Below are 19,142 nucleotides of genomic sequence, written 5' to 3' on the forward strand. Positions count from 1 at the left end.
CACCGGACCCGTTAGACCCCGGGGATCTTTGCAGCCTGCTTCCAACCAGTCGATTTTGTCCAGGTTTCGCCCGCCGGGCAGGACACTCCCGCTATTTGGAGGAATGATGTCCTCGTCGTGGTGTGAGCCCAGGTGGTCATGCGGCCCGTTCAACGCGTCCACGCTGACGGTGACTGCAACATACGGGTTGAGTGCAGAGCCCGTGGCATGGCAGATCGTGATAGTCCTATCGGCGTTTTGTGGTGAGGCCGTTGCAGTCGCCGTGGTGGCCAGCGCGGCCAAACCCAAAACCCCCATTCCTGCAAGGATCCGTCTCATTTTCCCACTCCGTCCAATTCATGGTCCAGGCCGACCAGCCAAGAAGGAGAAGGGACCGCCCCGTGCTGAAGGTAACAGCGCCAGCGCAAAACCGGGGTGATGGTTCTCCCAGCTGAATCATCGATTGCTTACCCGATCAGCGTAGGAGCGCCCCACCGACCCGTCCCGAGTAGCGATTACCTGTATTGGCGCACGTCAGGTACGCAATACTTGTGATGGATACTCAAGAAAAACGGCTCTGCTGGGACTGCCTATTGGGCGTCCCGGCAGAGCCGGAGTGAGACGTGTGCGTGCGTCAGGCGCCGGAAGGCTCCTCGTACTTGGGGAACACCGGGGTGGGGGCCGGCAGCGCGGTGCCAGCCGCAATCGGTGTACCGAGCGCCGCGAACGCGCGGGCATCGCCTTCGGGCTGGCCCAGTGCCGTCAGCAGCGATGCGGTGGCCGCAGGCATGACAGGCTGCGTCAGGATGGCCACGATCCGCAGGACCTCGAGTGTCACGTACAGCACGGTATTCATGCGTTCGACGTCGGTCTTCCGCAGTACCCAGGGGGCCTGCTCGGCGAAGTAGGCATTGGTGTCGCCCAGCACGCCCCAGATGGTTTCAAGGGCGCGGCTGAATTCCTGCTTGTCGAACGCGGCACGCGCAGCCTCCAGCAGCGCTCCCGCCTGGGCCAGGATGGCAGTATCGGCCTCGGTGAGCGCGCCCGGTACCGGTACCGCTCCCCCGCAGTTCTTGGCCACCATGGACAGGGACCGCTGGGCGAGGTTGCCGAAGTTGTTGGCCAGGTCCGAGTTCATTCGGCCGACGATCGCCTCGTGGTTGTAGCTTCCGTCAGCACCGAAGGGAACTTCGCGGAGGAAGAAGAAGCGGACCTGGTCCAGGCCGTACTGCGCCACGAAGTCTGCCGGGGCCACCACGTTGCCCAGGGACTTGGACATCTTGACGCCGTTGTTGTGCAGGAAACCGTGGATCATGATCCGCTTGGGCAGTTCCAGGCCGGCGCTCATGAGGAAAGCGGGCCAGTAGATGGCATGGAACCGGGAGATGTCCTTTCCAATCACATGCACGTCGGCCGGCCAGAAGGTCCGGAACTTTTCCGAATCAACGTCCGGGTAGCCAACACCGGTCAGGTAGTTGGTCAGGGCATCCACCCATACATACATCACGTGCTTGTCATTGCCGGGCACCGGGACGCCCCAGTCGAACGTGGTCCGGCTGATGGACAGGTCCTCGAGGCCGCGCCTGACGAAGCTGATGACCTCATTGAAGCGGTACTGCGGAGCCCCGAATTCCGGCTGCGCCTCGTACAGTGCCAGCAGTTTGTCCTGGTAGGCGGAAAGCCGGAAGAAGTAGCTCTCCTCCGCCGTCCAGGTCACTTCGGTGTCCGTCTCTTTTGAGTACCGCACGCCGTCGTCCTTCACCACGGTGTCGTCCTCACCGTAGAAGGCTTCGTCGCGGACCGAGTACCAGCCCTCGTACTTGGACAGGTAGATGTCCCCGTTCGCTTCCATCTTCTTCCAGATGGCCTGCGAGGCGGCGTAGTGGTCCTCGTCGGTGGTGCGGATGAACCGGTCGTACGTGATGTCCAGGGCAGCATGGGCGGCCTTGTAGATCTCCGCGTTCCGGTCCACCAGTTCCTTGGGCGTGATGCCTTCCTTCTCCGCGGTCTGGGCGATCTTCATCCCGTGCTCGTCGGTGCCGGTCAGGAACATCACGTCATACCCGTCCAGCCGCTTGAACCGTGCCATGGCATCGGTGGCGATGTACTCATAGGCATGGCCGATGTGCGGCACGCCATTGGGGTAGGTAATGGCCGTGGTGATGTAGAACGGCGTTTTCTCTGAAGCAGTCACGTTGCGGACGTTACCTTCGGGTGCGGAGGGACAGGCTAGATCAGTTCAGTCAGCGTATCGCTGAGCCGGACCAGTTCGTGGTCGTGGGAGGCGACCAGTACGGCAATGCCGTCCGACGTGGTGTCCTTCAGGATGCTGATGATCCGGTTGGCGGACGCCCGGTCCAGGCTCGCGGTGGGTTCGTCCACCACCAGGACCCGTGTTCCCAGGATCAGTGCGCGCGCAATCGCCACGCGCTGGCGCTCACCGCCGGAGAGCTGCGCGGGACGGTGCCGCATGCGGCGCCCCAGGCCAACGAGGTCCAGCAGATCCTTGGCCATGTCCCGGCGCTGGTCCACTTCGCCGTCGGGGACGGCGGGCAGCAGGACGTTTTCCAGGGCGCTCATGCCGTCGATCAGCGCACCGCCCTGGTCAACATAACCGATGAGCGCACGACGGCGGTCGGCGATTTCGTCGTCGCCCATGCTTTCAAGGGAATCGCCTTCCCAAAAAACGCGGCCCGACGTCGGCAGGGTCAGCCCCGCGCCGACGGTGAGGATACTCGTCTTGCCGGAGCCGCTGCGCCCGGCAACGCAGTGCATCTCGCCGGCGTGCAGGGTCAGGTCGAAATTTTCCACCACGGTGACGGCTTCGGCGCCGCCCTTGCCGCCGCCGTAGCGGATAGTGATGTCACTCAGCTCCAGGGGCGTCGCGTGGTCCGTCGACTTGACGATGGTGTTGGCACGGGTCTGCAGGGGGACCTCACCGGAGCCGGCCCTGCGGCTCCGCTGGACGTTGGTCGGGTTTGTCATTGGACTACTTTCGTTGCAATCGGAATCCAGCAAAGGACAGCGAGGAGGCCGGCCACGCCTGCCCACAGTGCTGCGTAGGGGGCCAGGAGCAGGCCGATCCCCAGTGCGCCCAGGACACCGAGCGGCAGGGCCACGGTGCCCACCAGGGCATTTTCGAACAGCCGGACCTGGCGCAGCATGTCCGGGTTCCACCCCATGGCCTCCAGGATGGCGAGGTACTGGCGCTTGGAGTTGAGCTCGAACCGGCCGGTGACCAGCGTGAGGACCAGTCCCACCAGCACGCCCGCCAGTGCCAGCAGGATGCTGGGAAGCGCAACGCTGGTCGCGGCGAGGCCGCTGAGTGCGCTGGCGCCGGCGGCCCGGGGAATGTCGATCAGGAGCGCGATCAGTCCGCCCACGGCGGCCCCGAAGACGCCGACCGCCACGGCAAGCGAGAGCGTGTTGAACTTGTTGGTTGCCAGTTGGCGGTTGGCGAACGTCAACGGGGAGTCCACGGGGATGAGCCGCTCGTCGTGCTGCGGCTCCTGGTCGATCTCGTCGCGGTGGCGCAGCTGCCGGGCGGCGAAGTATGCTGCGCCGGCGTACAGTGCCAGCACGGCGGCGGACACCAGGACGGTGGGCAGGCTCCAGCTGACCAGGCTGAGGATAATGCCCGCGGCGGCAAGGAGGACGGCACCGACCCCGAATTCCTCCAGCACCCAATTGCGGATCCTCCGCTGAGTCCAGCCCATGGCCCGCAGGGTACCCGCCTCGCTCCTGCGCTTGCGGATGTAGCTGACGGTGGACGCACCGGTCAGCAGCGCGGCACCGCACAGGGTCAGGAAAAGCAGCGTGATGTTGGTTCCGGAGAGCGAACCGGCGACAGCGTCAGCAGCATCCTGGCGGACCCACGACTGGGTGACCGTGCCCAGATCGGACTCCTTCCCGGCGTCGTCCTTGGAATATCCGGGGACGAAAATGCTTGCGTCCTCACGGGCGGAACCAGCCACGACGGTGGCTTCCAGGCCCATGTCGCGGATTTCCGCGGCGAGCTTCTCGACCTCCGGCTGGGCCTCCTTCCAGCTGCCGGGCGCTGCGGCGCGGACACGGACGGCGTCAATGACCGCCGCGTTTTCGGTGTAGCCGCGGGCGGCGGCCAGGCCGTAGTAGTCGGTGATGGCTCCGGCTGACTGGCTGGCCAGGCCTGTGGCGCTCAGGGACGGCTTGAGTTCAGTGGCGTCCACATCCTTGCCCTCGGCGTCCTTGGCCAGGGTGAAGGGGGTAGGGTCGTAGCCGCCGAGGGGCAGCTTGTTGACGTCACCTGCGGCTTCCGCCACCGACGCCGGGTTGAACGTGCCGTAGACCATGGCGAGCGGGGCTGCTGTCTTCTCCCCCGTGGCCAGGTTTTCGCGGTAGGAACGTTCGTCCACGGGTTCCCGCTGTGTCTGGTCCACCGGGGCTCCGTTGGCGCCGGTTTCCGGCAAGCGGTTCACCGTCACCCATTCGCCCGGCACCGCATTCTTGGCGACAGCGCCGTTCGCCGCAGTCTCCCCGTCGGTGTACTTGGGTGCTGCTGCAAAGTCCGTGCTCCATTCCGCGGGCGTGTAAAGGCCCTGGTTGAAGTTGCCGGTCTTGCCGAGCAGGGAGGAGTGGTCGGTCGATCCGGGCCAGTCAAGCGCGAAAGGATCCTTGGAGACGAACGGCAGGTAGTCCTTGTCCAGCGACCGCGAGGCCGTACCGACCTCCTTGACCACTTTGCCGGCGTCGTCAATTTCTTCGATCTTGACGTTGTAAGTGAGGTCCAGCGACGTGCCTTCGCGGACCACCAGGGGGATGGCTTGGGAGTTCTCGGTCAGCTGGCCTTTGCTCTTGGCCTGCTGGTACTGGGTCATCAGGGGCGCCCAGTACTTGAGCTTGACGCCCAGGAAGTCCGGTCCTTCTTCGAGTTCCTCCAGGCTGATGCCGTTGGTGAAGAGGCCTTCGAAGTAGCGCCCGATGGCTCCCGCGTCGCGGGCGTCCGCCGGAGGTGCCTTTTCCAGCGGGGCCAGGAAGTCGCCCGCTGGACCGAGCAGGGCCCGTTCGGCGGCAGGGTCCACTGCAACCACGGACTCGGTGACCTCTGGCGCGAGGGGCAGGGAAATCGAAGCGTTGAAGAGGTTGTGCTCGGAGCCTCCGGCCGGGGCGGGGAACTTAATGCCGGTCTCGCCTTCCGGCGCGGCGATGCGGATGCTCTTGCCGCCTTCGGTCTGTTCCTCTACCAGCCTGGCTTTGCCGAGCGTGCCTTCAGCGGTGGATTTGAACAGCGTGGTCTCGGAAACGCCGTCCGAGCTGACGGCAGTGGCGGTGAGGCGGTATTTGGTGGGCTCATCGTTGAGCACCGACTCGGCCGCGGGCCACTGGTCCGGCGGAGTGGCGCCCGCTGCCTGGTCCGCCGTCGCGGTTCCGGCAAGGCCGGCGTTGTAGCCAAGGAAGTCCATGGCGTCGAGGCGGGGCGATTCGAGGTTTTGGGTGACCCGGGAGACCAGGCTGATCGGTGCCGCAACGGAGGTACCGGACAGCTTCCGAATGGCTTCGAGCTGGTCGAAGGTGATCCCGCCGGACCCAGTGGCGATATCAGGCTGCAGCAGGGCGCCGGAGTCCGCCTTGGTCTGGACAAGGACGTCGTAGAGTCCGCGTGAATTTTCATCCACGGTCCGGTTGAGGGCAGCCTGTGACTGACCCTGGACGAGGACCGACAAGCACATGGCTGCGATCAAGATGGCCGCGGTCAACAGCAGCACTTTGCTTCTGATGAACCTCTGGACGGCGTTCATTGAGCTCCCTGGAACCTGGTTTGCGTGCGCACGGACGTGTCCGCCGCCGGCGGACACGGACGATGACGGACGGATGTGCAAAAGGTATTGGCCGGTCTGCGGGCCTGGTCCCGGAACGGGACCCAGCCATTGTAAGCAGACCGGCCAATCATACGTGGACCGGGGCGGACACGCCCACCCGCGAACGGGGCCTCCGGCGTTTCGCCGGCGGCCAGCCCACGGCGTTCCTTAGTCCTCCAGGTCCACTTCGCGGACCATGTCCGCGCCGATCCCCGCCTTGATGGCATCCAGGACCTGCTGCGGAACGGAGCTGTCGATGGTCAGGAGCGCCAGGACCTGGCCGCCCTCGTCAGAGCGGGCCACCTGCATGCCGGCGATGTTAATGTTGTTCATGCCCAGGATGTGGCCGATGGTGCCGATCACGCCGGGCCGGTCCGTGTAGGCGACCACTACGAGGTGCTCGCTGATGGGGATCTCGACTTCGAAGCCGTTGATTCCCACGAGCTTCTCCACCTGCTTGGGTCCCGTGAGGGTGCCGGCCACGGAGATCTGGCTGCCGTCGCTGAGGGCACCGCGCAGGGTGAGGACGTTGCGGTAGGACTCGGTCTCCGGGGTGGTGATGAGGCGGACGTTGATGCCGCGCTGTTCCGCGATCACGGGGGCGTTGACGTAGGAGACCTGTTCCGTCACCACGTCGGCAAAGATGCCCTTCAGCGCTGCGAGTTCCAGCACCTTGACGTCCAGCGAGGAGATCTCCCCCGCCACCTCGACGTCGAACTGCGTCAGTGAGTCGTGGGTGAGTGCGGTGAAGATCCGGCCCAGCTTCTCGACCAGGGCGATGCCGGGCCTGACGTCCGGGGCGATGACGCCGCCGGCGACGTTGACGGCGTCCGGTACCAGTTCACCGGCCAGTGCCAGGCGCACGGACTTGGCTACCGAAACGCCGGCCTTCTCCTGGGCTTCATCGGTGGATGCGCCCAGGTGCGGGGTGACCACGACGTTGTCCAGCTTGAAGAAGGGCAGGTCCGTGCTCGGTTCCTTGGAGAACACGTCCACGCCCGCACCGGCGATGTCGCCGTCCTGGAGTGCGGTGAAAAGCGCTTCCTCGTCCACCAGGCCGCCGCGGGCCACGTTGATGACGTAGGCCGACTTCTTCATTTTCTTGAAGGCGTCCGCCCCCAGCATGCCGACGGTCTCGGGCGTCTTGGGCATGTGGATGGTAATGAAGTCTGCCTGTGCCAGAAGTTCATCCAGGGTGACCAGCTGCACGCCGAGCTGGGCTGCGCGGGCCGAGGTGATGTAGGGGTCGTAGGCCAGGATCTTGGTGTCGAAGCCCTTGAGCCGGGCCGCGACGAGGGCGCCGATCCTGCCCAGGCCGATGATGCCGATCTTCTTCTCGAAAAGTTCAATGCCCGTATATTTGGACCGCTTCCATTCGCCGTCCTTGAGGGCGGCACTCGCCTGCGGAATGTGCCGGGCCAGGCTGAGGATGTGTCCTACGGTGAGCTCTGCGGCCGAAACGATGTTGGAGGTAGGCGCGTTGACCACCATGACGCCCGCCTGGGTGGCGGCTTTGATGTCCACGTTATCCAGCCCGACGCCGGCACGGGCAATTACTTTCAGGTTCCTGGCAGCGGCAATCGCCTCAGCGTCCACCTGGGTGGCCGAACGGACCAGGATGGCGTCAACGTCGGTGATCGCCGAGAGGAGCTGGGAACGGTCGGAGCCGTCTGTCTGGCGGATTTCAAAGTCCGGGCCGAGAGCCTCCACGGTGGCGGGCGAAAGTTCTTCGGCGAGCAGTACTACGGGTTTTGACACGGCTGATCCTCTGCGTTGCAGTCCTGGGGATGGAACAAGTCTAGGCCGACGCAAAGGCCGGGCTCACATTGTTAAGTGTGAACCCGGCCTCAACACCGCCGATGGCGTGGCTAACGGCTGGCTGCCTAGCGGGCAGCGGAGCCTTCGACATAGTCCACGTCCTGCTGCTGCCAGGAGAACAGGGAGCGCAGCTCGCGGCCCACGGCCTCGATGGGGTGCTGCTCAGCCTTGGCGCGCAGTTCCTTGAACTCCACGGCGCCGTTGTCCTGGTCCTCGATGAACCGCTTGGCGAACGCGCCGGACTGGATGTCGGCCAGGACGGCCTTCATGTTTTCCTTCACCTCGGGGGTGATAACGCGCGGGCCGGAGACGTAGTCACCGTACTCCGCGGTGTCGGAGACGCTCCAGCGCTGCTTGGCGATGCCGCCTTCCCACATCAGGTCCACAATGAGCTTCAGCTCGTGCAGGACCTCGAAGTAGGCGATCTGGGGCTGGTAGCCGGCCTCGGTGAGGGTCTCGAAGCCGTACTGGACGAGCTGGGAGACACCGCCGCAGAGGACAGCCTGCTCGCCGAAGAGGTCGGTCTCGGTCTCTTCGGTGAACGTGGTCTGGATAACGCCGGCGCGGGTGCCGCCGATGGCCTTGGCGTAGGACTTGGCCAGCTCCCAGGCGGAACCGGAAGCGTCCTGCTCCACGGCGATGATGTCGGGGATGCCGCGGCCGGCTTCGAATTCGCGGCGGACGGTGTGGCCCGGTGCCTTCGGTGCAACCAGGATGACATCGACGCCTTCGGGGGCCTGGATGTAGCCGAAGCGGATGTTGAAGCCATGCGCGAAGGCAAGGGCCTTACCGGGGGTCAGCTTGTCCTTGATGGAGTCGTTGTAGATCGCGCGCTGGTGCTGGTCCGGCGCAAGGATCATGATGACGTCGGCCCATTCGGCGGCGTCGGCAACGTTCTTGACCGTGAAGCCGGCTTCCTCTGCCTTGGCGGTGGACTTGGAACCGTCTTTGAGCGCAATGACAACCTCAACGCCGGAATCGCGCAGGTTCAGTGCGTGGGCGTGGCCTTGGGATCCGTAGCCGACGATGGCGACCTTGCGGCCCTGGATGATCGACAGGTCTGCATCGTCGTCGTAGAACATTTCAGTCACTTGCGTAACTCCTCTTGAGTGGTGTGTAGATATTTTCTGGTGGTGCTGCGGTTACGGGCGCCTACGCGGAGCGCAGCGCCCGGTCACTCATGGAGCGGGATCCCCGTCCAACGGCCAGGGTGCCGGACTGCACGATTTCGCGGATGCCGAAGGGCTCCAGCACTGAGAGCAGCGCCGTGAGCTTTTCGGGATGGCCGGTTGCCTCAATGACGACGGAGTCGGTGGAAACGTCCACCACTGAGGCGCGGAACAGGTCTGCAGCCTGGGTGACCTGCAGGCGTGTTGCGGCATCCGCACGTACCTTGACCAGGATGTGGTCGCGCTGTACGGAAGATTCGGGGGTCAGCTCAACGATCTTGATGACGTTGATCAGCTTGTTGAGCTGCTTGGTGACTTGTTCGATCAGGTCACCGTCGGCGTCGACCACGACGGTCATCCGGGAGACGCCCGGCACTTCCGTCGGGCCGACGGCCAGGGAGTTGATGTTGAAGGCGCGGCGGGCGAAGAGGCTGGCTACGCGGGTCAGGACGCCCGGCTTATCCTCCACCAGCACGGACAATGTGTGACGGCTCATGGCCTAGTCCTCCTCTTCCCATTCCGGGGTCATGTTGCGGGCAACCTGGATCTGGTCGTTGCTCACGCCGGCGGGCACCATCGGCCACACCATGGAGTTGGGGCTCACCACGAAGTCGATGACCACCGGGCGGTCGTTGATTTCGAGGGCCTTCTGGATGGTGGCGTCGATATCCTCGTCACGTTCACACCGGAATGACGCACATCCGTAGGCCTCGCCCAATTTAACGAAGTCCGGGATGCGGACGGTGTCGTGGCCGGTGTTGAGGTCGGTGTTGGAATAGCGGCCTTCGTAGAAGAGGGTCTGCCACTGACGGACCATGCCCAGCGATGAGTTGTTGATGACAGCAACCTTGATGGGGATCTTGTTGATGGCACAGGTGGCCAGCTCCTGGTTGGTCATCTGGAAGCAGCCGTCGCCATCGATCGCCCAGACCACGCGGTCCGGCTCCCCCACCTTGGCGCCCATGGCGGCCGGGACGGCGTAGCCCATCGTTCCGGCGCCGCCGGAGTTCAGCCATGCATGCGGACGCTCGTATTTGATGAACTGCGCGGCCCACATCTGGTGCTGGCCCACACCCGCGACGTACACGCCTTCGGGTCCGGTCAGGGCACCAATGCGTTCGATGACCTTCTGCGGCGCCGTCAGTCCGTCGTCCGGCTCCGTCCAGCCAAGCGGATAGGTTTCCTTGAGGTTGTTCAGGAAGGCCCACCAGGTGGTCAGGTCAGGGGTGCCTGCCGCCTCGAACTGGGCGCGGACGGCGTCCGTCAGTTCAGGGATGATCTCCTTGACGGAACCCACGATGGGGACATCGGCGGTGCGGTTCTTGGAGATCTCGGCGGGGTCGATGTCCGCGTGGATGACCTTGGCTGTCGGGGCGAAGGTCTTCAGCACACCGGTCACGCGGTCGTCGAACCGCGCGCCGAGGGTGATCAGGAGATCGGACTGCTGGAGCGCGGTAACGGCGGAGACGCTGCCGTGCATACCGGGCATGCCCACGTGCTGCGGATGCGAGTCCGGGAAGACGCCTTTGGCCATCAGTGTGGTGACCACCGGGGCTCCGGTTGCCTCGGCCAGGGCCATCAGCTCAGCAGAGGCGTGCGCCTTGACCACGCCGCCGCCCACGTACAGGACCGGCTTGCTGGAAGCGGCAATCAGCTTGGCAGCTTCGCGCACCTGCTTGTTGTGGCCACGGGTGACGGGGCGATAGCCGGGGAGGTCGATCTTCGGCGGCCAGGAGAACGTCATCTGGCCCACCTGGGCGTCCTTGGCGACGTCCACCAGAACCGGACCAGGACGGCCGGTGGAGGCCAGGTGGAAGGCCTCGGCCATGACATGCGGAATGTCATTGGCGTCGGTGACCAGGAAGGAATGCTTGGTGATGGGCATGGTGATGCCCACGATGTCAGCTTCCTGGAAGGCATCGGTGCCAATGACACCGCTGGACACCTGGCCGGTGATGGCCACCATCGGCACGGAGTCCATGTGGGCATCCATGATGGCGGTAACGAGGTTGGTGGCTCCCGGGCCGGAGGTGGCGATGCAGACGCCCACCCGCCCGGTAACCATGGCATAGCCTTGCGCGGCGTGGCCGGCTCCCTGTTCGTGACGGACCAGCACGTGGTTCATGGTGGAGGCCATCAAGGGGTCGTAGGTGGGCAGGATCGCGCCACCGGGCAAACCAAAAATATCGTCGACGCCGAGTTCTTCGAGCGAGCGGACAATAGCTTGCGAGCCGGTCATCACCGTTGGGGGTACAACGTTGTTCGGCCCAAGGACAGGAGAGGCAGCAGCAAGGTCGGCGACGGCGGCGTTGTCAGCCGTCCGGTCGGCACGGTCCGAAGCCTTGGGGGCTCCGGCGGACTTGGCAGCCATCAGCGAGGGGCTGATCGGCGATCCTTTGCTCATCGGACTCTTCCTTGTGGATCTTCTTATGTAGTGAACTGCGGGGAATAAAAAAACCCCTCAGCCTGGCGGCTCTTCGAGGGGTTCGCGCGTGACGGTTCGTTACCGGGGCTAGTGTGCCACGCGCTTGGTAAGGACGACGACGGTGCCGATAACGAAGGTCATGCGTTCAGTTTTCCCTCTGGCTAAGACGGGTGTCAACGAAGCGACAGTCCATCTCACCATGTGGACGCCTATGTCCACGTGGTGATCCTGCCCCGAACTTCCGGCGTGGACGCCGTCAGCCCGGGGCACCTTGGATCACCCCTTATTGCGCCCTACCGCCCCAGACAGGAAACATCCCGCCGAAGGCTTCGGGCCGTGTGTATCAGCCGCAATACGCGCCGGTGCTGGCGCTGTGGACCAGCTTCGCGTACTTGGCCAGGACACCCTTGGTGTAGCGGGCGGGAAGGGGCTCCCAGCCCACCTTTCGGGCTTCGAGCTCGGCTTCGTCCACCAGGAGGTCGAAGCTGCGTGCGGCGATGTCGACGCGGATCCTGTCGCCGTCCTTCACGAAGGCGATAGGGCCGCCGTCGACCGCTTCCGGCGCAACGTGGCCGATGCACAGGCCCGTGGTGCCGCCGGAGAACCGGCCGTCGGTGAGGAGCAGGACGTCCTTGCCCAGCCCGGCACCCTTGATGGCGCCGGTGATGGCGAGCATCTCGCGCATGCCCGGTCCGCCCTTCGGTCCTTCGTAACGGATGACGACGACGTCCCCGGCCTTGATCTGTCCGTTGTCCAGCGCGTCCAGCGCACCCTGCTCGCGTTCGAAGACGCGGGCGGTGCCCTCGAAGATATCGGCGTCGAAGCCGGCGCTCTTGACCACGGCGCCTTCCGGAGCCATGGAACCGTGCAGGATGGTGATGCCGCCGGTCTTGTGGATGGGGTTGTCCAGCGCGCGGAGGATCTTGCCGTCAACATCCGGCGGGTTGATGGCCTCGAGGTTTTCGGCGACGGTCTTGCCGGTGACGGTGAGGCAGTCGCCGTGCAGCAGGCCGGCGTCAAGCAGTGCCTTCATGATGACCGGCACGCCACCGATCTTGTCCACGTCGGTCATGACGTACCGGCCGAACGGCTTAAGGTCCCCCAAGTGCGGGATCTTGTCGCCGATGCGGTTGAAGTCGTCCAGCGTCAGTTCGACCTCGGCCTCGCGGGCGATGGCAAGGAGGTGCAATACGGCGTTGGTGGAACCGCCGAAGGCCATCGTGACGGCAATGGCGTTTTCGAAGGCCTTCTTGGTCATAATGTCGCGCGCGGTGATGCCCTTGCGGAGCAGTTCCACAACAGCCTCGCCGGACTTGCGGGCAAATTCATCACGACGGCGGTCTGCCGAGGGCGGGGCGGCGGAACCGGGCAGGGACATACCCAGAGCCTCGCCGATACAGGCCATCGTGTTGGCGGTGTACATGCCACCGCAGGCGCCTTCGCCCGGGCAGATGGCCTTTTCGATGCGGGTGAGGTCCTCCATGCTCATCTTGCCGGCGGCGCAGGCGCCTACGGCTTCGAAGGCATCGATGAGGGTGACTTCCTTTTCGGAGCCGTCCTCCAGCTTGACCCAGCCGGGCATGATGGAGCCGGCGTAGAGGAACACGCTGGAGAGGTCCAGGCGGGCGGCAGCCATCAGCATGCCGGGAAGGGACTTGTCGCAGCCGGCCAGCAGCACGGAGCCATCGATCCGCTCAGCCTGCATGACGGTTTCCACCGAGTCGGCGATGACTTCGCGTGAAACCAGGGAGAAGTGCATGCCCTCGTGGCCCATGGAGATGCCGTCCGATACGGAGATGGTGCCGAATTGCATCGGGAACCCGCCGCCGGCGTGCACGCCTTCCTTGGCGCCCTGCGCCAGGCGGTTCAGGGACAGGTTGCAGGGGGTGATTTCGTTCCACGAGCTCGCGACGCCCACTTGGGGTTTCGCGAAGTCGTCGTCCCCCATGCCTACCGCGCGGAACATGCCACGTGCCGGAGCAGCGTGGATGCCGTCAGTTACTACGCGGCTCCGGGGTTTGATGTCAGGCTTGTTCTCGGTTGCGGTCTGGGCGTCACTCATAGGGGAAAGTCTAGGGCTCCGGCCAAGTGCCCCAGGACGGCACAGGCCGCGAACAGCGTAATTTCCGGAATATTTCGATCAAATAGTGGACCCGCGTCCCACATTTTGGACAAGGTCCGGTTGTGGGGAGCTTTCGCACCCTCCCGGCGTCAGACGGCACTCCCCCGTTCCACGGCCTTCGCCTCGTTGGAGAGCATGGACAGCACGTCCCGGACAGTGGTCCGTTCGGCGACGTCCGCACGGGCCAGGGCGACGATGCTGCGGCGGGCGGCCACCCCTTCGAGCGGGCGGAGGACGAAGCCCCGCCCTTGGTTGCCCGTAGCCGTGTAACGGGGCAGCAGGGAGAGTCCGTGGCCGGCACTCACGAGCGCTTCCAGGACCCGCAGGTCCGGGAACCGCTGGGCCTGAACCGCGCTGCTTCCGGCCTGCTGCTCGATTTCCCGGAACACTGCGTCAAAGGGAAAGCCCTCCGGCACCCCCAGCCAGGCATAGCCCACCACGTCCTTGGCTGTCAGCCTGGCTTTGGCTGCCAGCGGATGGCCGGCCGGCACCGCGACGTCCAGGGGTTCCTTCAGCAGCGGGACCACCGTCAGCCCTTGCCGGGAAAAGACGTCAGGGCCGTCCACGCTGTGGGCCAGGACGATGTCATAGTCGGCCACGAGTTCGGGGAACCCGGAAACACCCGGGTCTTCCAGGCACGCTTCAAGTTGGAGCCCGGGTACGGCCTTGACCCGGTTCAGCAGCCCGGGCAGGAACATTTCGGCGGCACTTGGGAAGAACGCAGCACGGACGTGCGCCTGCCAGCCCTGCCGGTAGGTATCAATGGTCGCTTCAGCCTTTGCCATGGCCGTGGACACATCGGCAGCGGCAGCGGCCATCGCCCGTCCCGCTTCGGTCAGCCGCACTCCGCGACCCGATTTTTCTATGAGCGCGACCCCCAGTTCGTCCTGGAGCGTGCGCAATTGCTGCGACACCGCGGATGGGGTCACGCGGAGCGCCTCCGCGGCGGCAACGACCGTTCCCCGGTCCGCCAGTTCACGCAGGATCTGGAGGCGCTTGAAGTCCATGTAGCGAGGCTACCGCTAACTCCGCCCAAGGCGGTCCTGCGGCACAACACGGTCCCGGACCGGTCTCTGGACAGCCGTGGGTGCCCGACGTAGCGTCAGGGTGGAGGCTACCGTTCCATCCAAACAGAAGGGCTTGCCATGGACATCGTTCTTTGGATCATTCTCATCGTCGTTGCAGTGGCCGTCGTGTGGTGGCTCCTGAACCGCAACAGTTCCTCCACCGCCGGCCCCACCCGGGAGGATGCCCCGCCGGCACATGCCAACGGCGCCCTCTCCGGCGGGAGCGCCGCGCCCTCAGCGGAAGCCGCGGCAACCAGCGGGATTCCGGGGGCGGCCGGCTTCGGCGCCCCGGCCGAACCCGTTGCACCCACTGCGGCAGAGGAGCCGGCAGACGCGGCAACGGGCGGCGGGCGGCCCGGCAGCGAATGGGAAACCCAGTGGTCCGAAGGCAGTGCAACAGGAACCCCGGAGGCCACGCAGCCGGCCTCATCTTCCGGCGTCGCCGCGGCTCCGGGTACCGGTACCGGCGGCACGCCGGCCGGCGGACCAGTGCATCACGCCGAGTACACGGACCGTCATGCGCCCACGCTGCCCGGCGCCGAGTCGGCCGCCGTCGAAGAGGACGTGCGCGACACCGGAGGCCACCCCCGCGCGGATCATCAGGACACTGTTCACCGCGGCGCTGTCTTTAACGACGCCGTGGACAACGAGGCGGGCGACCAAGCGGTCATGGGAGTACCCGACGGCGCTGCTGCCGCGGAGACCATGGACCGGACCCAGTCTTCGGCGCTGGTGGAAACCGGCGCTGACAGTCTGCCGGACGATGAAGCCGCACCGGCTGAACCTGCCGGACATCTGGCGGCCGATGAACCGTACGGCGCCGGGTCCGTGGCTGCCGGCGCTGATGGGACAGGTCCGTCGGGCTACCCCGTCAAGGGCGTCGCCGCGGACATGGTCTATTACGACGAGGACCACCCCGGGTACAGCGAAGCCCGTGCCGAGGTGTGGTTCGAGTCGGCCGCCCACGCCGAAGCAGCCGGCTTCCGGGCGCCGCGCAGGCAGCGCCTCTAAGCCGCCCGTGCCGCCGCGCTTCGCCAGGCCTCTGTGGGCAGCGGCAGCTGCCGCCGGCATCATGCTCAGTGCCTGCACCACGCCGCCTCCGGCAACCGGGAGCGGCGTGCGTGCCTCCGGCACCCTTGACCTGGAATTGGACATTCCCTGGGCGGGAGTATTCCTGCCGGACGGTACAGGCATCATTTCCGAACGGGGCACGGCCGCTCTGAAGGCCGTGCGGGGATCCGAAGCCACCCTCATCGGCACGGTCCCGGGGGTGGCACCTGCCGGGGAGGGCGGACTGCTGGGGCTGGCTCTTTCTCCCGGATTCGCCAAGGACCGGCTGCTCTACGCCTACGTCACCTCTGATTCGGACAACCGTGTGGTGCGGCTGCGCGTGGCTGACGCCGGGAACGGCATGCTTTCCCTTGGCGACCCCGAAGTCGTGTTCACGGACATCCCCAAGGCCACGACCCACAACGGCGGCCGTATCCGCTTTGGACCCGACGGCTATCTCTATGTGGGTACCGGAGACTCACAGCGCCGCGAACAGCCCCAGGACCCCGCTGCGCTGGGAGGGAAGATTCTCCGGCTCACCCCGGAGGGCCGTCCGGCGCCCGGCAACCCGTTCGGCAACGCCGTCTACAGCCTGGGCCACCGCAACGTCCAGGGACTGGCGTGGGACGCCGAGGGGCGGCTGTGGGCCACGGAGTTCGGGCCCGATGTGGACGACGAGCTGAACCTCATCCTGCCCGGAGCCAACTACGGGTGGCCTGAGGTCACTGGAGCCCCGGGCCGGCCGGAGTTCCAGGATGCCAAGGTGGTCTGGCCAGCCACCAGCGAGGCCTCCCCCAGCGGAATGGAGATTGCCGGGTCCACGGCCTACGTCGGCGCTCTGCGCGGGCAGCGGCTCTGGACCATTCCCCTGTCCGGCGCTGCGGCCGGAAAACCTGTGGCCCATTTCACAGGAATGTACGGGCGGATCAGGGACGTCGTCAGGACTCCCGAGGGTGGTTTTTGGTTGCTCACCAACAACCAAAACCCTGATTTCGCGGTGGTTTTGGACCCTCCAGGCTGACGCACACCAAACCCTGCCCGCCGATTTCACACTGGCGAAAAGTTCGTGTAGAGTTTCATGTCGTTGCGGAGAACAGCGGGGAAACAAAAGCCCCGGTGAGCAAAGCAAATAAGATGCACCTCTAGCTCAATTGGCAGAGCAATTGACTCTTAATCAATGGGTTCCGGGTTCAAGTCCCGGGGGGTGCACAACAGGGAAAACTGACCCCTGGCCAGCGGAGACGCGGGCCAGGGGTTTGTTTCGTTCTCCGGAGGGCTTGCTCCGGGACAAGGGCTGCACCGCAGACCGGGGACGATCCGTACAATGCATGCGGGAAACAAAAAAGACGCGGCCACCGGACCGGGCCGGGGTCGCGCCGACGTGGGTTCGCTGGGGAACCGCACTGGATGGTGAGAGCCTGCGCCCTAGTGGGTGTTGTCCACCAGGGCTGCGTTGGCGGGGGTGGAACCGAACTGGCTGGCCAGCTCACGGACCACGGCCTGGAGTTCCTGGCGGAGCACTTCCGGATCGATGGAGGCCGAAGCAAGGACGGAGCGTTCCATCTCCACGGCGGCTGCAACGGCTTCCTTGCCGCGTTCGGTCAGGGACACAACGTGGCTCCGGCGGTCCGACGTGCTGCGCACGCGGACAATGTGGCCATGGGCTTCAAGCCTGCTGAGGGTCTTGCCCATGGTCTGGGCCTGGACCCGGACGTACTGGGCGAGCTGTGCCTGCGTCATGGGGCCCTGGGCCGCGAGAACCTCGATGGCAATGACGCCTGCATGGGTCAGCCCGATCGCGGCGAGTTTTTCATTCCAAGAGTGTTCAACGAGGCGCGCAGCAGTGGACAATAGGCGCCCCGTGGGCCAGTGATCCATATCAGGCATACAAGCCAGTATAGCCAAATGCCGATTGGCACAGTCGAACACCCCTTACTAGGCTGGTGTGTCACCCCAGCAACCAGGAGAAAAACAATGGCTGAAAGACTCGTTACCGGTGACCAGGCGCCGGCGTTCACGCTCACGGACTCCACCGGCAAGGACGTCAGCCTCGCCCCCGGCAATGGCCGGAGCACCATCGTCTACTTCTACCCGGCAGCCTCCACCCCCGGTTGCACCAAGCAGGCGTGTGACTTCCGGGACAGCCTGGCATCCCTGCAGGCGGCAGGCTACGACGTCCTGGGAATCTCCCCCGATCCCGTAGCCAAGCTGGCCAAATTCGCGGAGAACGAAGCACTGACCTTCCCGCTGCTGTCGGATGCCGACCACTCCGTAGCCAACGCCTATGGCGCGTGGGGCGAGAAGAAGAATTACGGAAAGACGTACCAGGGCCTTATCCGTTCCACTGTCGTTGTGGGCCCGGACGGGAAGGTGGCTGTGGCCCAGTACAACGTGCGGGCCACTGGACACGTCGCCAAACTCCGCCGGGACCTTGGCCTCGACGGCTAACAGTCCGGTCGAGCGGGTCAGACGCCCCGGCATGCCCGCCCGGCATCCGGGCGACGTTACAATGGAAGCTGGCTTCCGCCGTTGTGGGTTTGGGCGTTCGGCTCAGAAGCGTTTGCCTGGGCAGCGGGAAGCATTGCGCGAGTGGTGAAATTGGCAGACACGCAGGATTTAGGTTCCTGTGCCTTCGGGCGTGGGGGTTCAAGTCCCCCCTTGCGCACACTGTGTGGTGAACACCCCCGGCCTTTTGGCCGGGGGTGTTCTGCGTTTTCGACTGTCCACCGGAAAACTCTTTGGCATTTACCCATCCGCCGCCGCCCAATGGCCGAATACCCAGTGAGACATCAGCCACGCGGCAGGTGTCCACCGGCCAGATCATAGCTGCGGACACCGGTCTGCAGCAGGCAAATGCCCCAACCCAAGGAGATCCGAAATGCAGACCCTCAAGCGCTCAACTTTCACGGTCGCCGGCGTTGCAGCCGCAGCACTGCTCAGCCTCACTGCCTGTGGCGGATCCAGCACCGCGGAGTCCTCGGCACCGGCAGAGACGTCGGCCGCCACCACGGCTCCCTCCCCCTCGGCCAGCGCCGACATGATGGACCCGGCCGCCAACCTGGTAGGCCCCGGCTGCGCCGCTTACGCTGAGCAGGTTCCCACGGGTGCCGGCTCCGTGGAAGGCATGGCCCTGGACCCCGTAGCGGTTGCGGCTTCCAATAACCCGATCCTCACCACTCTCACGGCTGCGGTTTCCGGCAAGCTGAACCCCAAGGTTGACCTGGTCGACACCCTCAACGGCGACGAGTTCACCGTCTTCGCGCCGGTGGACGACGCCTTCGCGAAGATCGATGCCGCCACCATCGAAACCCTGAAGACGGACGATGCCCTGCTGAGCAAGATCCTGACCTACCACGTCGTACCCGGCCAGATCACCCCGGACGAGATCGCGGGCACGCACGCCACGGTCCAGGGCGGTTCGGTCACGGTGACGGGCAGCGGTGACAACCTGAAGGTCGACAACGCGAACGTCATCTGCGGCGGCGTCCAGACCAAGAATGCCACCGTCTACCTGGTGGACTCCGTCCTGATGCCCAAGTAATACCGGCAGGAGCGGAAACACTGCACCGGCGGGGGGGGGGGGCGCCCCCCCCCCCCGCCCCCCCCCCCCCCCCCCCCCCCAAAAACACCCCGCGGCGCCCCCGCCCGCCGGGCGCCCCCCCAACCCAGGGGGCA

The 19,142-nt window shown here is 65.4% G+C and carries 14 protein-coding genes, 2 tRNA genes and 1 pseudogene; 6 read left to right on the top strand and 11 right to left on the bottom strand.

What is annotated here, in order from left to right:
- From ACIQC0_RS09345 to ACIQC0_RS09390, 10 genes and pseudogenes are all read right to left on the bottom strand, one after another.
- Window positions 1-318: pseudogene (locus ACIQC0_RS09345) on the bottom strand (hypothetical protein); the annotation flags it as partial.
- A gap of 295 nt (window positions 319-613) precedes the next feature.
- On the bottom strand, window positions 614-2,173 hold the full coding sequence (metG, locus tag ACIQC0_RS09350; RefSeq protein WP_377215927.1) for a methionine--tRNA ligase: 1,560 nt from the start codon (window positions 2,171-2,173) through the stop codon (window positions 614-616).
- 35 nt (window positions 2,174-2,208) lie between these two features.
- Window positions 2,209-2,964, bottom strand: a complete 756-nt coding sequence (locus ACIQC0_RS09355; protein WP_377215926.1) for an ABC transporter ATP-binding protein — start codon at window positions 2,962-2,964, stop codon at window positions 2,209-2,211.
- Window positions 2,961-5,756 carry an ABC transporter permease gene (locus ACIQC0_RS09360; protein WP_400534495.1) on the bottom strand — a complete coding sequence of 932 codons (2,796 nt, stop codon included), beginning with the start codon at window positions 5,754-5,756 and terminating at the stop codon, window positions 2,961-2,963. The genes ACIQC0_RS09355 and ACIQC0_RS09360 overlap by 4 nt, the downstream gene beginning before the upstream one ends.
- Window positions 5,757-5,984: 228 nt before the next feature.
- The gene (gene serA, locus ACIQC0_RS09365) at window positions 5,985-7,574 is read right to left on the bottom strand and encodes a phosphoglycerate dehydrogenase (protein ID WP_377215924.1); all 1,590 of its coding nucleotides are present in this window, start codon (window positions 7,572-7,574) and stop codon (window positions 5,985-5,987) included.
- 125 nt (window positions 7,575-7,699) lie between these two features.
- Window positions 7,700-8,725, bottom strand: a complete 1,026-nt coding sequence (gene ilvC, locus ACIQC0_RS09370) for a ketol-acid reductoisomerase (protein ID WP_377215923.1) — start codon at window positions 8,723-8,725, stop codon at window positions 7,700-7,702.
- A gap of 61 nt (window positions 8,726-8,786) precedes the next feature.
- The gene (gene ilvN, locus ACIQC0_RS09375; protein ID WP_018768340.1) at window positions 8,787-9,299 is read right to left on the bottom strand and encodes an acetolactate synthase small subunit; all 513 of its coding nucleotides are present in this window, start codon (window positions 9,297-9,299) and stop codon (window positions 8,787-8,789) included.
- A gap of 3 nt (window positions 9,300-9,302) precedes the next feature.
- Window positions 9,303-11,207 carry an acetolactate synthase large subunit gene (locus tag ACIQC0_RS09380; protein ID WP_377215922.1) on the bottom strand — a complete coding sequence of 635 codons (1,905 nt, stop codon included), beginning with the start codon at window positions 11,205-11,207 and terminating at the stop codon, window positions 9,303-9,305.
- A 364-nt stretch (window positions 11,208-11,571) separates the two neighbouring features.
- Window positions 11,572-13,290: a dihydroxy-acid dehydratase gene (ilvD, locus tag ACIQC0_RS09385; protein WP_377215921.1), complete on the bottom strand. Its 1,719-nt coding sequence runs from the start codon at window positions 13,288-13,290 to the stop codon at window positions 11,572-11,574.
- 149 nt (window positions 13,291-13,439) lie between these two features.
- Window positions 13,440-14,357, bottom strand: a complete 918-nt coding sequence (locus tag ACIQC0_RS09390) for a LysR family transcriptional regulator (RefSeq protein WP_377215920.1) — start codon at window positions 14,355-14,357, stop codon at window positions 13,440-13,442.
- A gap of 138 nt (window positions 14,358-14,495) precedes the next feature.
- Between ACIQC0_RS09390 and ACIQC0_RS09395 the strand changes: the two genes are divergently transcribed.
- The 3 genes from ACIQC0_RS09395 to ACIQC0_RS09405 all read left to right on the top strand — a co-directional run bounded on the left by ACIQC0_RS09395 (window position 14,496) and on the right by ACIQC0_RS09405 (window position 16,676).
- Window positions 14,496-15,428: a hypothetical protein gene (locus ACIQC0_RS09395; protein ID WP_377215919.1), complete on the top strand. Its 933-nt coding sequence runs from the start codon at window positions 14,496-14,498 to the stop codon at window positions 15,426-15,428.
- Window positions 15,429-15,435: 7 nt separating this feature from the next.
- Window positions 15,436-16,488: a PQQ-dependent sugar dehydrogenase gene (locus ACIQC0_RS09400; protein ID WP_377215918.1), complete on the top strand. Its 1,053-nt coding sequence runs from the start codon at window positions 15,436-15,438 to the stop codon at window positions 16,486-16,488.
- 115 nt (window positions 16,489-16,603) lie between these two features.
- Window positions 16,604-16,676: transfer RNA gene (locus ACIQC0_RS09405), tRNA-Lys, on the top strand.
- Window positions 16,677-16,892: 216 nt separating this feature from the next.
- Here the strand turns inward: ACIQC0_RS09405 and ACIQC0_RS09410 are convergent.
- Complete coding sequence (locus tag ACIQC0_RS09410; protein ID WP_377216182.1) at window positions 16,893-17,345, bottom strand: MarR family winged helix-turn-helix transcriptional regulator; 453 nt, start codon at window positions 17,343-17,345, stop codon at window positions 16,893-16,895.
- 96 nt (window positions 17,346-17,441) lie between these two features.
- Between ACIQC0_RS09410 and bcp the strand changes: the two genes are divergently transcribed.
- The 3 genes from bcp (at window position 17,442) to ACIQC0_RS09425 (ending at window position 19,008) form a co-directional block, all read left to right on the top strand.
- Complete coding sequence (bcp, locus tag ACIQC0_RS09415) at window positions 17,442-17,915, top strand: thioredoxin-dependent thiol peroxidase (protein WP_377215917.1); 474 nt, start codon at window positions 17,442-17,444, stop codon at window positions 17,913-17,915.
- Window positions 17,916-18,050: 135 nt separating this feature from the next.
- Window positions 18,051-18,132: transfer RNA gene (locus ACIQC0_RS09420), tRNA-Leu, on the top strand.
- Window positions 18,133-18,345: 213 nt separating this feature from the next.
- A complete protein-coding gene (locus ACIQC0_RS09425; RefSeq protein ID WP_377216876.1) occupies window positions 18,346-19,008 on the top strand; it encodes a fasciclin domain-containing protein in 663 nt (220 codons plus the stop codon).
- The last annotated feature ends 134 nt before the right edge of the window (window positions 19,009-19,142 follow it).

Origin of the sequence: Pseudarthrobacter sp. NPDC092419 (assembly GCF_044755045.1) — a bacterium.
In the GTDB taxonomy this organism is placed as follows: domain Bacteria; phylum Actinomycetota; class Actinomycetes; order Actinomycetales; family Micrococcaceae; genus Arthrobacter.

Coding starts and splice junctions, on each gene's coding strand:
- ACIQC0_RS09380 (WP_377215922.1), bottom strand. CDS start 11,207: ATGAGCAAAGGATCGCCGATCAGCCCCTCGCTGATGGCTGCCAAGTCC.
- ACIQC0_RS09425 (WP_377216876.1), top strand. CDS start 18,346: ATGCAGACCCTCAAGCGCTCAACTTTCACGGTCGCCGGCGTTGCAGCC.
- ilvD (WP_377215921.1), bottom strand. CDS start 13,290: ATGAGTGACGCCCAGACCGCAACCGAGAACAAGCCTGACATCAAACCC.
- ilvN (WP_018768340.1), bottom strand. CDS start 9,299: ATGAGCCGTCACACATTGTCCGTGCTGGTGGAGGATAAGCCGGGCGTC.
- ACIQC0_RS09395 (WP_377215919.1), top strand. CDS start 14,496: ATGGACATCGTTCTTTGGATCATTCTCATCGTCGTTGCAGTGGCCGTC.
- ACIQC0_RS09390 (WP_377215920.1), bottom strand. CDS start 14,357: ATGGACTTCAAGCGCCTCCAGATCCTGCGTGAACTGGCGGACCGGGGA.
- ACIQC0_RS09355 (WP_377215926.1), bottom strand. CDS start 2,964: ATGACAAACCCGACCAACGTCCAGCGGAGCCGCAGGGCCGGCTCCGGT.
- ACIQC0_RS09360 (WP_400534495.1), bottom strand. CDS start 5,756: ATGAACGCCGTCCAGAGGTTCATCAGAAGCAAAGTGCTGCTGTTGACC.
- bcp (WP_377215917.1), top strand. CDS start 17,442: ATGGCTGAAAGACTCGTTACCGGTGACCAGGCGCCGGCGTTCACGCTC.
- ACIQC0_RS09410 (WP_377216182.1), bottom strand. CDS start 17,345: ATGGATCACTGGCCCACGGGGCGCCTATTGTCCACTGCTGCGCGCCTC.